A 13,316-nucleotide genomic window follows, 5' to 3' on the forward strand; every position below is an offset into this window, starting at 1 on the left:
ACTTTATGGAATGCCCGCCGCGCTTTTGATTGCGGGTGTTCCTTTGGCGGCGAGCAGGCTGCGCACTTCGGCCAGTGCCCGCCGGAAGACGGCTGCATATGCAGCCAGGTCACTAAGTTCCAGGTGACCACTGGTTAGGAGCGCGCGCGCTATTTCCCGTTGACTAGGATTTGAGCGCAGAAGGGAGAGGCAGGCTCGGAAGTCGTTGGTATAAATCAGTGTAGCTTGGGGGTCGACGTCGCCAATGCAAATATCCCGACCATAAGCCGCAGTATCGGCCCCAATTGTGTGGAGTGAAGCCCGACGATAAATGCAAGGCATGCAGCGGCCGCAGTGGGAAGCGTGCTTATCGAGCCAAGTGCTGCGGTGGCTGCGCTTGGCGCAGGAATTGGTAGCACCTTGGGCGCGGCGTAGCAGTGTTTGGTTGAGGCAATCGCGCACGCATTCTCCTTTGGTGCTAAGCCCAAGTGGATTTTCAACGGGGTTCTGAATACCTAATCCGGCGAGCAGCCGCCGAAAATACGTGAGGAAGTGGGGATGTACAGTTCGGGTACTGCAACTACCTGTGCGGGAAGGAGTAAGCGGTGAATTAAGGGCGATATTGCCATTTTCCGGTATCATAAGTGCTGTTCTATCACCGGAGCCGTGGGCCGCGACCAAACCCATGCAGAGAAACAGGAAAGAGCGGCTGCGCAACGTGTTTTCCGTTGCTGGCACGCACCCGATGACCGCCTGCCTGAGATAAGCTCGGCCGGGGTAGGCCCGGCTCAGCTCATCGTATGTTTCGGTTTGGTCGGAAAGTACGCCCCGCACGCCCCGATAGTCGCGGTGCCCAACGAGAATCATGGCGTGCGTTGGGTTCGCCTCTAAGTAATTAATCGCTCCAATAAAGGAATCCAGGCCCCCAGAGTAGAGCGAGACAACCTGTGCCACTGGAAAATTGGACGGTACGGCCGGCAATACGAGTTTTTCTGTGCGAGGCACAAATTCTAGCTGCCACGCATCACCGGAAATAAACGTCAGACAGCGTTCAGCGCCTTCGCGCACTTGCTCCCAGAGAGCCACGTCGGAAACGGGCAGCGTGAGTTGCAGCTCCCTTGTCCAAGCGTCTTCCGCCGTGCTGCGGGGTACGAAGCGGTCAAGGCCAAAGGCAGTGATACCGAGCAATAAAACATCAAGTACCAATTCGCTTGTTGGTGTGCCAACCCGATACATACGCAGCAGGTCCGCTGCTTGCTCAAACTTCAGTGCGGCCGATTTAGTACCATCCGTCAGCCGAATCTGAGCAAATTGTCCGGGAGTGGTGGGCTCGGCGATAGTTAAAGTAAATCCCATGACTAAGCCTGAAAGATGTCGAAAATATCCCCTTGCACTTGCGTGATGAACCCTTCCACGTCGTGAGTACTCCAATTCAATACCGGAGCTGGATTCTTAGTCGTGAACTCGTCAATAGAGCTACGGATGGTTGATTTCACTTCCTGAAAAAAGTCCTCGGTTGATTGCTGGCCTTGGGCGCGTAACAAACGCTCATAATGATGCCGCAGCAACTGCCGATAGATATAGTTGCCAAAAAACCGGTACAATACCTCTCGCAAATTTGCGGCACTCAGACTATCGGTCAGGGCAGTTTCTACATCTTGATAATTCTGAGCGCCGTCGAGTAATTCAACAAGGGAGTCATCCATAGCTGCCCGGGCATCGCCCTCGTCCAGCAGGCCGCCATCTTCACAAAGCACATCAACCAGTGCATCCTGGATTGATTCAGCGTTGCTACCTATTAAGTTGCCCAGTCCTAATTCCTGTAGAGCGGGGGCAAGCCCCTGGCTTCCTAGCGTGTAGGCAAAACTGCCTAAGCGTCGGGCTGCGCTTCGCCCGGCCCGTCCACCAACGCCGCCCCGTGAGCCGCCGCCACTCCGCCCACCGCCACCGCGGCCCCCACTGCCACCGCCGCCACCCGAGCCGCTGCCAGTGCCTGCTGCCCCCGTGCCGGTTGCTGGTGCACCAGCCGCTGACAAAAAACTGCCAACTACCTTTTCCAGTTTTTTGCTGTCGTTCGTTCCGGAAGAAGCAGCGTGTGTGACGCGGGACTTATGACCACGCCAGTTTGTACCGCTGGGTGATTTATAGTCAGTAGAGGTGCCCATGGTTTATTGGTTTTTAGGCCGCAAAGCCCGGCCCGCTCGTGATTCAGAAGCTTGCAGCTTTTCGACAGTTGAACGCAGTACTTCCGCTTCTTCACCCCCGGCCTGAATAATGCTACGCAGCCGAACACCAACCGAGGCCGGCACGTTTTTGCTGCCAGCTACCTCGATAGCTTCCTTAAGAGTGGTTGCTGCGTCGGGTAAACGATGCTGCGTTAATAGTACCAACGCATCGAACACCTTCAAATCGCCCGGTTGCTGCCGCAAATGCGAACTGAATAAATCAAAGAGTGCCCCGCGCTCAACATCCGTCAACTGTCGTGCCTCGGGAAGCAGCTTTTCGTTCAAAGCGGTATCCTGCTTGGCCATGGATGCGAAAAGCCGCCGTACTAGGGGCGGAATCATGGCCACCCCGCTGAAAGTAGAAGATAGCCGGTCTCGGGAAATCCAATAATAGTCCCGCAGGTCTATATCAGCCAGCCGGGGCTCCATGGTTACCCAGCGCCGGAGTCGGGTCCCGGTCCAGGTTTCTGCTATCGGGCGGACAAGTGCATCAGCGTCTTCCCCGGCAGGCACCTCCAAGGTTTCCAGCTTTTGAAGTTGTGGCGGCTGACCTTTGTGCTGCGACTGCCATTCATATAGCTCTTTATACTGCTTAGGATGAGCGTATTCCAGTAGCATTAATTTGACCAGTACCTCATCCTTTAGGTGATTCATCTGTGCTACGGCAGCCAACTTCTGGCGCAGCATTAGTGCGTTCAAGAAGCGCTTTACTTGCCTGGGGTTGCCCTTTAGCCCCTCTGTGAGTAGCGCACTGGCCTCGCTGGTAAAGGCCAGGCTCTCTGCCAAGGGTTGAGGTAGTGGGTTTACGACCTGTTTGATAGCAGCCAGCCCAAAAACACTGTATCGGTCCTGGGCCCGATGCTGTGTGAAGACAGTGCAGACATCCGTGTACTGGGCTGGCTGAAGGTGCTGCTGACAAAACAGCAGCGAGATGTAGGTTTCTACTTCGGAGGGCGACAACCACGGCAAGTAATAGGGCACCTGAATTACTTTTTCCAGGTATTCTGTCACGAGGTCGGCATAGCCTTCTAGCTCGGAGCTACCAGCTGCCTGCCCGTAGACGGTGCGTACGGCGTGCCGCACAATCCGCGGGTCGGCCCCAATTACAAAAGCGGTTTTGTCAACGCTCAGAAATAGCTTGATGGCCTCCAGATTATCGACAATGCGTTGCGGAGAGCAACGGTCTAGGTCGTCAATAAGAATGACGAGCGTATCAATGTCGCTATCCGCAATCAACTTGGCAAAATCCTCCCGGAATGTGCGGACGTCGGCACTGCCTTCTGCTTTCGCCTTTTCACCAAATAGGTCGTCCCATTCCAGAGCAGCACCTTCCTCTTTGGGTTTTTCTTTATTGCCCAGGCCAACAAAGCCAGCTAGATTGGCTACTACCGAAGGCAGTAAGCTGGCACCACCAGTAGCCGTGGCCAACAGGGCCGGTAAGGCAACTTCCTTCAGGCCGAGACGCGCGACGCGCATCCAATTAACCGATTTGATGAGCTGCAACGCCTTGTCGCGAATCTTAGGGCCGAAGCGCTTATGCTCACCCAACTCTACCAAAATAGAGCTCAGAAGTGCCGACTTGGCATCGTCGTATCCCTCAAATAGCCAGCCGTTGAAGTACAGGCAAGCAACGCGCTGTAGGCTGGTATGTTCAGGGGAGCCTTCCGCATCTTCCTCCGGATTTAAGTCCCGTTGAAGCATCTTAAGCACGCTGGTTTTTCCGCCTCCCCAGTCGCCGTACACCCCAATCGTGACAGGAAGTAGCCCAGGCTCCAAAATAACGGAACGAACCAGGTCAGTGTGAATTGAGAAGCCTAGTAAGTCGGTGGTGGTTTCGTTATCAGCCCACATTTACGCAAGATTTAAAAACGGCTTGTAATCATCAGAAGCTCAATGCACGCGGTCGAGCTTAAGGATGCTGATGGGAAGCTAATTCATTTTTACTGTTCAGCCTGGCGTCCAGCATTCGATTCAGCCACTGTTGAGAAGGGGCGGAGTCGTAATTGTAAGGCTATCAGCAATTAATGTCCTTGCTCACACTGAGGTTTATTACTTGCTGTTCAGCAATAATTTGTCAAATAGCAACGACTTCTGCCCTTAATAGAGTGCCGGTTCTTACCCGCTCGTGAGGACAATTTGCACCTCGGTTTTACCGCTCTTGTCCTATACCATTCGTGTGCTGAGTTTGCACCTCACGGCCCAATTCCGGCCACTCGTCAATTTTCTCACCAGGGCCTAAAGCGGGCCGGTAGGTTTGCAGCGTCGAATTCCGGGCTGGCAGCATCTGCGCCGGCCGGAAGGGCAGCTTTTATTCACCTACCCATTCCTCCTATGGCTGAGCAAGATGAAGTGAATACGCCCGCGCCGGAGCGCTGGTACATGAGTGCGGTGCCGACGTCCAACGGCAACCTCAGCGGCCAGGCTTTGCAGCTGGAGCCCGCCGGGCACTCGCTCTATGAGATTCAGGTTAATCCCGCCAACCCCAACCAGGCGGCCCTGTTGCCGGCGCCCGGCGCGGATGGCCGGCTGCTGAATGCCTTTGACCACGCCCTGATGCGGGCCTTTACCACCAACCGGCTCCCCGGCCGGGAGGATAAGTTTCTCACGGTGGAAAAGCCCACCATGCTGGAAAAGGTGGGGGAGAACTGGAAAATCACTGAGCAGGGCCGCGTGGGCTACAGCGCTACCGCCCCCGAGCAGCAGGTACAGGTATTTGGCAAAGCAACCCCACAAGTTACCCAGCAAGCGGAATTGACGGCCCGGGCCGAGGAGTTAGCCAGCGAAGTGGCCACTACTACGGGCGCTACCCGCACCGAAGCGGAAGCAGAGCTGGAAGTAGTGGCCAACCGCGCGCAGCAAGGACCCGATGAGAGCCGAGCCACTTACGCGGATGCAATACGCGATGAAGCCCGAGCGGAATTAGCAGAAGAAGCCCCCGCGACGAAGAAGCCCCAATCGATAGGAGAGGAGCCGAGCCGCGAGCAGTTCCCCGTTGCCCCAGCGCCCGACCCGGACGCGTCGGCCAGTGCGGAGCCGGTCGGGGAGTTGCGCATCACCTGGCAGCAGAAGGGAAACGAGGTGGCCCCACTACTGGAAATGCGGGCTTACCTCGACCAGCTCCGGGAAGCCGGAGTAGCAGTGGGCGCCTTGCAGCTGGAGCGGGACCCGGCAGGCAAACTCAGCGGCAGCTTCGGGGTAAGCTACGACCCTGAGTCGCACAAGCTGGGCCAGCTGGAAGCGGCTCTGCAAGGCTTTCGGCAAGTGGGGAATGGGGTGGCTGTGGTAGAGAAGCCAGAGCAGGCGGCCACCCGGCGGCAGGAAGTAGGTTACGATGACGACTACGAGCCCCAGCGCAGCAAGCAGGTCCGCGAGGCCTTCGGCGTGAAGCAGTGGGATGCGCTCAGCGCCCAGCTTTCGGCCGTGCCCAAGCACGCCCTCACCGCCCCGGAGCAGGTGCAGCAGGCGGCCGCTGCGCAGCGGGTGCAGCAGCTAGCCCAGCAGCAGGGCAAAACCACCGAGCAGGTCATCCGCGACGGCAAGAGCATTTTTGACATCGACACCAGTGGCAACCCCGCGTCGGCGTTTCTGAAAAACTTCTACGCCCACCTGAACGGCGGCCCGAAGACCCGGCAAAATCTGGAAGTCGACTATGAGAAAACCCGTCAGGACCTGCAGGCCCGCCTGACCCGGCACGCCGGGGCTGCTCAACCAGAGTTGTTGCCTAGCCCGCCGGCCCCGGATGGCAAGGTGCCCAGCGTGGCCGCTGGCCCCGCCGTGGGGAAGGAAGCTCACCAGACCGTCACCATGCCGTCCCCACCGGCCGCGCTGTTCAAATCCGACGAAGTGCCGCAGAAGGTGCTGGCCTCCTTCGGTTTGAATCTGAAGGAATTAGAAGTCAGCGGCCAGCTGCAAAAGCTGCTCAGCGGCGAGAAAACCGACTTGCTGCCCATGCAGGTGGCGGGCAAGAAAGGGCAGGAGCCGGTGAAGTTCGAGGGCAAGATGGTGCTTCACCGCGAGGCTGACGGGACGGCCACGCTGAAAATGGAATTGCCCCAGGCGAAGCTGGTTATTCCCAATGAAATAGGCGGGCAGCCCTTCACCCCTGAGCAGCGCCAGCGGCTCGAAACCGAAGGTAACGCCGGCCTGATTCGGGGCCTCAAGGACGAGCAGGGGCAGGAGTTCAACGGCTACGTGGCCGTGGATAAGGCTATGAACAAGGTAGTGGTCCTGCCCGAAAGCAAGGTGACGCTGCACGACACCGTGGCCGGCGTCAAGCTCACCCCCGAGCAGAGCCACGACCTACGCGAGGGTAAGGTGGTGGCGCTGGCCAACATGGCCAGCGGCAACGGCGGGCAGAAGTTCGACGGCACCGTGCAGGTGAATGCCGCCAAGGCCTGTATCGAAGTGAAGCCGGCCGCTCACGAGTTAGGCCAGCGCCAGGCCCCGCAGGCCGAGCAAACCGTGAAGGCCACCACCCAGACCGTAGCGGCGGCCCCCGTCAAAGCCGAAGCGCCCCAGGTAAAAACCCGAGGCCCCCGCCACTAGGCAGGTCCGCCGCAAACCACCTTTTTATAGCACCACAAGCCCGGAAGCCTACTTCCGGGCTTCTTTTTTCTGCCTTCCATTCTTCGAAATCATCCCTTCGAAATTATCCGCTTTACCATGGAACACGAACTCACCTTCCAGAAGATTAAGGAGCAGGTCGAGCTGCCCGAGCTGCTGAGCCACTTCGGCTACAACCTCAAAAAAGGCGAGCACCTGGGCAAAGGCAAGTGGCACGTTTTCGAGGGCGATGATACGCTGGTGGTTTTCAAAGGCCGCGGCGGCGACTGGATGTATTTCAACGCCCAGGACGACCGCGACAAGGGCAGCGTCATCGACTGGATGAAGAACCGGGTCAGCTCCGACCGCATTGCCGGTATCGCCCAGTTGCCCGGACGCAACCTCTGGCAGTCGGTCAACGACCACTTCCGCGCCTACCTCAACCTGCCCGAGGCGCAGCGGCCCCGGCTCGATTTGCCGCCCATCGTGGAAACCGCGCCCGGCGAGAAGTTTCACAGCATCTATACCCAGCACTGCCGGCCGCTCGAAGACACGGCCTACCTGGAAGGGCGCGGTATTACCAAAAGCACGATAGCCAACCCGCAGTTTGCGGGCCGCATCCTCAACCAGCTCTACACGGTTCAGAAAGAGGGGATGCCGGCCAGAACCTACGTCAACACGGCTTTCCCGGCCTACCACGAAGGGCGGGTAGTGGGGCTGGAGCTGAAAGGGGAGGGCTTCAAGGGCCAGGCTCCCGAAAGCCAGTTCACCCGCTCGCTGTGGTTGAGCAAGCTGCCTGAGGGTCGGCCGGCAGCAGTGCTGGTAGTCAGCGAATCGGCCCTCGATACGCTGTCCTACGCGCAGTTGCACCCCGGCGAAAGCGCCCTGTATGCCTCGACAGCTGGTACACTCACGCAGAACAAGATTTATGAGTTGAAGCGGCTGCTCAACGAGGAGCATATTCCGGCCATCCGGGCCGCCTTCGACAACGATACGCAGGGCCACCACTTCGATACGCGGCTGCTAGCCGGTCTGGCCAGCGAGCAGAATCCCATGAAAGTGGTTCGGGAGCATGAGCACCTGCTGACCGTTGAAATCACGGCCGCCCACCCGGCTGGCGTGCAGGCGCTCAGTCAGCACCTCAAAAGCTACAACGACCAAGCCGCCCTCCAATACGCTCAGGAAAACGGGCAGCCGGGCAATCCGGCCAGCAGCCAGACCCTGCGCGACGAGCTGATTCACTCTAACAAGCTGGGAGCCCATACCTACCAGTTTCACGTGCCGATGAGCCGCGAGGCACTGGGGGCCTTCAACCAGGCAGCCAGCCGGGCGCTGGCGTTTGCGCACCGCGTGGAGATTGTGAAAAGCCAGGGCAAGGACTGGAACCAGGACCTCAAACAAGACCAGCTGCAGCGGGTGGTGCAGCACGAACTGAGCGGCATCGACGAGGACCAGTACGGCTTTGGCCAGCAGCATTGGGACAACCCCGTCATCGAAGGCAGCGGCAAAATCACGCAACAGCACGCGGCGCAGGCCCGCAGTCAGGGCGAGCGGCTGCTCGTGGTCGAGCTTCGGGAAAGCCGTGATGCCGTGGCGCTGCTGCCCACCCTGCGGGAGAACCTCGAAAGGGTCGGGCTCACCATTGACCACGCTCTTAAGCTGGAGTCGAACGTGCCCCGAGAAATTGCCACAGAACTCACGCTACGCTACCGGCTCGATTCGCCGCAACTGCCGGCCATAAGTGATGCGCTGGATGCCTTGCGGCAGAATCCCAGGGCCACGGTCATTGAGCCAGTGCAGGATGCGGCCGGGCGCCGACAACTCGCCGCCGCGCAGGAGCAGCAGCGTCGGGCCGGGCCTCAGTTGGTGCCTAGTGATTCTCCCGCTCACGACCAGGCCCGGCAATCGTTTATCGAGGCGGCAGGCCAGGTGGCCCGGGAGCTGCGCGCGAGCGCCGCGCTGTTGGATGCGGCCCGTTTGCAAGAGGTGAGCAAGCAGTTGCTAACAAAGCCGGCGCTTACGGGAGTGAATCAGGAAAATATTGGGAAGGTTTTGACGGCCCTCGATAAATTGGAGGGGCTAAAAGCCAATCCAGCGGTAGCGCAGCTACGGCAGGCAGTGCAAATACTACAGAAGCCTCTTTCGCCTACCCAGGAAGTCAATCAACGAAGCCGTCCCCGTTTATAAAGGCATCACGCGCAAAGCTCAACAACAGGTGTAATGACAATTTTTAATAGTGTTGCAGACTGTATTCTCTACTTCGAAACCTGCAAAAAGGCTTTTCCGGTCCTGAATGAGATTGTTAAACCAGGGGATTTCAAAGGGTGGGTCAGGAAGCTGGAGTTCTATGCAAACCCAAGCCTCGACGACTATTTTTTCACCATAAATCCTAGTCGGAACCTGCTCTATATTTCGGTGGCAACAGGTTGGGGCCTGCTTACCCACCAGGAATCCGAGCCGTTGAAACTTTACAGGAGCATGCTAGGGAAGCTGAGCTTGTACTTGCAAAATTTTCCGGAGTTAAAAGCAAACAGAAGCTTCCGGGGAAAGGTCCAAAATCTAAACGAGTTGGGTTTGTTGCCAACCCTGAGTGAGCTTTCCCTTGCGTATCAATTAGCAGCTCGCGGCGAGGAAGTGAAATTTGAGACAAAGTTCACGCGCGCAGATACCGGTACCGTGAAGGATGTTGACTTAACCGCGACCGATGGCAACGGCACGGTTGTTCACTACGAAGTCTACATGCCAAACAAAGACCTTGAAGTTGAAGGCTTTTTCGACCTGAACCAGGATGACACCCACTTCGCGGACAGAATCAAAGCAAAGCTTCTGGATAAGTTCGGAAACGGAGTTGTTAATGAACTGGAAGGGTCAACCCTGTTGGCAATAAACACCGCCTTCTGCGCTACACTTCGTCTTAAAAATGCTTTGGCGCTCGCAGCAACTAACGATGCATGGCTGCGCACGCTCATTCCGCAGCACATGGATGGGCTCCTGTTATTCGATGACGACTTCGAAACCGACGATTCTTTCACCTTTGTACGGCGGCTCATGAAAGCCTGAATGCCGACACTAACGGGGTTGGGTAGTCGCCGGAAAGCTGCTCAAGGCAGCGCGATGCTGACAATGTGGCTACGTTCTTCGGGCGCATCCTGCTGGGTTGCGTATTGCACGTAGTATTCCAGGCGGGTACCCGGTGCAAAAACATCTGTGTCGAGGTAGGGCGAACGAGCATTGACAGCCACCCGCTGCCAGGGGCCAGCATCACCGCCCACCCGGCGGAAGATGTGGGCCATTTCCAACAGCTCTTTCGAGAAGGTTAGGTGGCGGCCTTCCTGCGTTAGCGTAAGGTCAATCCTAGCGGTATACATAAGGGAAGCAACTAATTGTGAACGGGCTGGGCGACCATGCCTGGCAGCAGAACGCGCTACATACCCAGCCACGCCAGTTGCCCGTGCCCTTCCAGCAGGGCCACGGTATGGTGCCAGTAGAACAGCGCGTCCCCCGGCACCGAGCGCAGCTTGTTGAGGTAGTTGAAGTCGGGATGCGGCACGAAGAAGTTGCGTGGGTCGGCACCGGCCTCGGGACGGGGTAGGGGGCTGTAATCCTCCACGAGCAGCCGGACGGCCAGGTACGCCACGCGGGCGGCAGCGGCCACGGCCTGGTCTTCACGGAAAGCGCCGTCGATGACGAAGTTGCGGAAGCCGGCAATGCCGCGGCGCAGCTCGGCCGGGGCCGGCTCTTTGGCTGGCACCCGGTTTAGCTTCATCTGAGCCAGCAGCAACGCTGTTTGCAGGGCATCTACCAGCACGTCGGCCGCGCTGGCTTCGGTCAGGTGGCGGTAGCGCAGCTCCTTGGCCACGGTGCCGGCAAATGATTCGGCCACGATGGCCACATGCTGCACCTGGTCGAAAAGTACTCCTAAATCAAAAAGCTGCTTGATGATTTCCAGCTCCTTGCCCTTGCCGTAAAGAATGCCGGTAGTACGCGGGGCAAAGGCCGTGAGCTTGTCGCCGGCGATGGATTCAACGCTCGGGGCCGCCACGCGCAGTGGTTCGCCCACCTGGTGCAGGAAGGAGGAGGCCACGGGCAATTGCAGCACCTGCGGGTAGTTGTGTTCCTCGAACAGCAGGTCGATGGCGATGGACCGCTGCGGGTGCTCGGCCAGCAGCTGCTGGTCCAGAGCGGAGTCGTAGAACACGTAGTAATGGCCCCGCGGTACGTCGTCCTTGTGGCTGCGGGTGGCGTCGTAGGCAAACGAGCGAAACGGGGGCTGCGCGCAAACCTGCGTCAGGGCCGCCTCAATGGCTGCCAGCTCGGCTTGGGTGACCAAATCTACGTCCACGGAAAAGCGCCGGGCCTGGCCCAGCACGAGCACCAGGCAGGTCCCGCCCTTAAACGTGAAGGGTAGCCCGGTCCCGACTAACCGCTCGACCAGGGTCAGGGCCAGAATCATTTTTTCCAGAATTGAAGGGTCCAGGCCGGGGCGCTGCTGGCAGTGGTCCATCATCCACTCGCGGGTAAAAGAGGTTGTCGTAATCATGTGGGAAGCAGCGAGGAAAGGCCCACGGTTAGCAGCAGCTCGCGTAGGGCGAGCGCTTTGCCCCGCCGCTTGGCGTAGGAAAACAGGGTGCGGCCATCGAGCCGGTACTGGCGGGCAGCCGTGCGGTAAATGGTGCGCAGCTCCTCGCCCTGGTAGGCCGCGAATACCGTGGGGTCGCTGAGCAGGTCCACCAGCAGCTTCTCCAGGCGCGGCACGGGCGTGTCGGCCACGCGCTGCACGGGGGCGCGGCTCACCAGCGGCAGCACCAGCACGGCGTCGGGGATTTCGGCCACGTACAACTCCAGCACGCGGGCATCGGGTTGCAGAAACACGCGCCCCCCCAGGCGGTCTTTCAGGGCGTAATAGGTTGATTGCAGCGCCTCGGGCGCCACTTCTACCAGCTGCACGGTCCGCATCAGTTGGTGAGTGGTGAAGTCGTTCAGCCACTGCGTGGTCCACGCGCAGCCATTGTCTAGGAATAGCTCGGTAGCAACTGCCTGCCACAGGTTCGCCAGTTCCGGCGGCACCGCTGGGGTGAAGTCGGCTACTAAAGGCCCACCCGGTAGGGCATATACTCCCCGGCCTGAGTGAGCCAGTTGGTTGCGCTGGGTTAGCCGATGCAGATACACGTCGAGTGTGGCCTTCTTAAGCGCCGGATTCAGTGTGGCCACCCGCGCCAGCAGTTCCTTGCGTGAAAGCACGGGCTGATTGTCAAACCAATGGTGAAGCTGAGCCTCTACGGTTGCCAGAAAATGCTCGTCGGACGAATGCATGCTGCAAGATACGCCAACGAATGCCGATTGTTGGCATATCTTTCATGGATTGCCAAGATTGCTGTGGTATGGTCACTGACGAAGCAGGCGCTGACGAGAATATGCGTAGGAAAACGTCGAGGTGGTGACTGGGGTCAATGAATGGAATGCATCGAAGGCTACTCAATGTATAGAGCTGTTGCGTCGGGCGATGCGGGTGGTACAATTACCAGTGCATAACCAACAGCACTCTGCAACCAAGGATTTTGCAAGGAAAAGTCTCGTAAGCAAGAGCTTCACCTGCAATAAATTGCCAAGCAGTATTTACACCTCAATCAAAACAGGAGCAGCTCCTAACTCACCATTGCGCCACCGCTCGACTGGATTTATGATAGTAGTGTAGGTCGGTCCTGCCGTCAAAGCCCCATGGACAAACCAAAGTTCGTACTGCTCCCCTCTCTGCTTTTTCCAAAGCGTAGAGGCTACTCGCCACTGCCTTTCACTTACTTCAAAAGCCGTTTTCCTGGTTTCAGAGGTGGCTTTCACTTCGATATACCGAATGATTTCGCCCCCTTTCTTTATAAGAAAATCGCAGCCCTCACTGAGGGATGTCTCCGTATTGCCATGGATTAGTTCGTAATCAACTTCTTCGATGGCACTGGTATAAAGGGCGTAAGTAGGATTCCGTACTACTCGGGTAAGGGAAGAGTTTTCGTCAAATTCTTTCTGTAGTTGCAGCCAAACCACTTCTTCGCCACGCTCACCTATGCCTTTTCGTAAGGCTGACCCCGGCTTGGTTGTGGAAACATCACCGGCATCGTCGACGTCGTTACCCTCACCCAGCGGGCCTTTCTGGCGCTCTCCGATATCGGCCGGCTTGCTGGTAGTAGGCGCAAACGGCCGCGCTGTGAAATTATTAGCATCGAGCGGGGGGGCTTGTTCCAACCGCTTTTTCTCTTGGTCGCGTTGGAGTTGCTGCTTTGCTCGCTGCGCTTGAATAGCGGCTGCCATGTCAATGCCATCGGCTTCAGCTTGCAGAAAAGCATCCCAGCGCGCCTTCTCCTCCGGGCGCATTTGTTTTTCCAGGTGGGCGCGCGCAGTTGTCTTCCAGCCTAAGCTTTGCAATAGGTAAAGGGCAGTGGCTGTTGCAGAACTCCCGACCCGCCTCTGCTTCCTGATTCCAGCGGCTATTACCGGCGGTGACGCTTCCGCCAAAAGAGCAAAATCTGCTTCTCAACGGCTGGTTTAGGCAGGGCCACGGCCAAGCTTGCCTGCCGT

Annotated in this window: 10 protein-coding genes; 3 read left to right on the forward strand and 7 right to left on the reverse strand. The window is 58.1% G+C overall.

Going from position 1 to position 13,316, the window contains the following annotated elements; all coding sequences use genetic code 11:
- Positions 1-3: 3 nt before the first annotated feature.
- The 3 genes from qatC to VF629_RS01145 are packed head-to-tail and all read right to left on the reverse strand — an operon-like array spanning position 4 to position 4,055.
- Complete coding sequence (gene qatC, locus VF629_RS01135) at positions 4-1,335, reverse strand: Qat anti-phage system QueC-like protein QatC (RefSeq protein WP_331056599.1); 1,332 nt, start codon at positions 1,333-1,335, stop codon at positions 4-6.
- 2 nt (positions 1,336-1,337) lie between these two features.
- Positions 1,338-2,144 (reverse strand): hypothetical protein, encoded by an 807-nt coding sequence (locus VF629_RS01140; RefSeq protein WP_331056600.1) that lies wholly within the window; start codon positions 2,142-2,144, stop codon positions 1,338-1,340.
- 3 nt (positions 2,145-2,147) lie between these two features.
- Complete coding sequence (locus VF629_RS01145) at positions 2,148-4,055, reverse strand: KAP family P-loop NTPase fold protein (RefSeq protein WP_331056601.1); 1,908 nt, start codon at positions 4,053-4,055, stop codon at positions 2,148-2,150.
- A 480-nt stretch (positions 4,056-4,535) separates the two neighbouring features.
- Here VF629_RS01145 and VF629_RS01150 point away from each other — a divergent pair, with 480 nt between their 5' ends.
- The 3 genes from VF629_RS01150 (at position 4,536) to VF629_RS01160 (ending at position 9,806) form a co-directional block, all read left to right on the forward strand.
- Positions 4,536-6,749, forward strand: a complete 2,214-nt coding sequence (locus VF629_RS01150; RefSeq protein WP_331056602.1) for a DUF3945 domain-containing protein — start codon at positions 4,536-4,538, stop codon at positions 6,747-6,749.
- Between the two features lie 117 nt (positions 6,750-6,866).
- Entirely contained in the window at positions 6,867-8,933 is a 2,067-nt protein-coding gene (locus VF629_RS01155) for a toprim domain-containing protein (protein ID WP_331056603.1), read from the forward strand.
- Between the two features lie 33 nt (positions 8,934-8,966).
- Entirely contained in the window at positions 8,967-9,806 is an 840-nt protein-coding gene (locus tag VF629_RS01160) for a hypothetical protein (protein ID WP_331056604.1), read from the forward strand.
- A 41-nt stretch (positions 9,807-9,847) separates the two neighbouring features.
- Here the strand turns inward: VF629_RS01160 and VF629_RS01165 are convergent, their stop codons facing one another.
- From VF629_RS01165 to VF629_RS01180, 4 genes are all read right to left on the reverse strand, one after another.
- Positions 9,848-10,114: a hypothetical protein gene (locus tag VF629_RS01165; RefSeq protein ID WP_331056605.1), complete on the reverse strand. Its 267-nt coding sequence runs from the start codon at positions 10,112-10,114 to the stop codon at positions 9,848-9,850.
- A 56-nt stretch (positions 10,115-10,170) separates the two neighbouring features.
- The gene (locus VF629_RS01170) at positions 10,171-11,286 is read right to left on the reverse strand and encodes a nucleotidyl transferase AbiEii/AbiGii toxin family protein (RefSeq protein WP_331056606.1); all 1,116 of its coding nucleotides are present in this window, start codon (positions 11,284-11,286) and stop codon (positions 10,171-10,173) included.
- Positions 11,283-12,059 (reverse strand): DUF6577 family protein, encoded by a 777-nt coding sequence (locus tag VF629_RS01175; protein ID WP_331056607.1) that lies wholly within the window; start codon positions 12,057-12,059, stop codon positions 11,283-11,285. The genes VF629_RS01170 and VF629_RS01175 overlap by 4 nt, the downstream gene beginning before the upstream one ends.
- A gap of 303 nt (positions 12,060-12,362) precedes the next feature.
- Positions 12,363-13,163, reverse strand: a complete 801-nt coding sequence (locus VF629_RS01180) for a protein NO VEIN domain-containing protein (RefSeq protein WP_331056608.1) — start codon at positions 13,161-13,163, stop codon at positions 12,363-12,365.
- Positions 13,164-13,316 lie beyond the last annotated feature (153 nt).

The sequence above is a fragment of the Hymenobacter sp. genome (assembly GCF_036388155.1).
Classification (GTDB): Bacteria; Bacteroidota; Bacteroidia; order Cytophagales; family Hymenobacteraceae; genus Hymenobacter.

Coding starts and splice junctions, on each gene's coding strand:
- qatC (WP_331056599.1), bottom strand. CDS start 1,335: ATGGGATTTACTTTAACTATCGCCGAGCCCACCACTCCCGGACAATTT.
- VF629_RS01140 (WP_331056600.1), bottom strand. CDS start 2,144: ATGGGCACCTCTACTGACTATAAATCACCCAGCGGTACAAACTGGCGT.
- VF629_RS01145 (WP_331056601.1), bottom strand. CDS start 4,055: ATGTGGGCTGATAACGAAACCACCACCGACTTACTAGGCTTCTCAATT.
- VF629_RS01150 (WP_331056602.1), top strand. CDS start 4,536: ATGGCTGAGCAAGATGAAGTGAATACGCCCGCGCCGGAGCGCTGGTAC.
- VF629_RS01155 (WP_331056603.1), top strand. CDS start 6,867: ATGGAACACGAACTCACCTTCCAGAAGATTAAGGAGCAGGTCGAGCTG.
- VF629_RS01160 (WP_331056604.1), top strand. CDS start 8,967: ATGACAATTTTTAATAGTGTTGCAGACTGTATTCTCTACTTCGAAACC.
- VF629_RS01165 (WP_331056605.1), bottom strand. CDS start 10,114: ATGTATACCGCTAGGATTGACCTTACGCTAACGCAGGAAGGCCGCCAC.
- VF629_RS01170 (WP_331056606.1), bottom strand. CDS start 11,286: ATGATTACGACAACCTCTTTTACCCGCGAGTGGATGATGGACCACTGC.
- VF629_RS01175 (WP_331056607.1), bottom strand. CDS start 12,059: ATGCATTCGTCCGACGAGCATTTTCTGGCAACCGTAGAGGCTCAGCTT.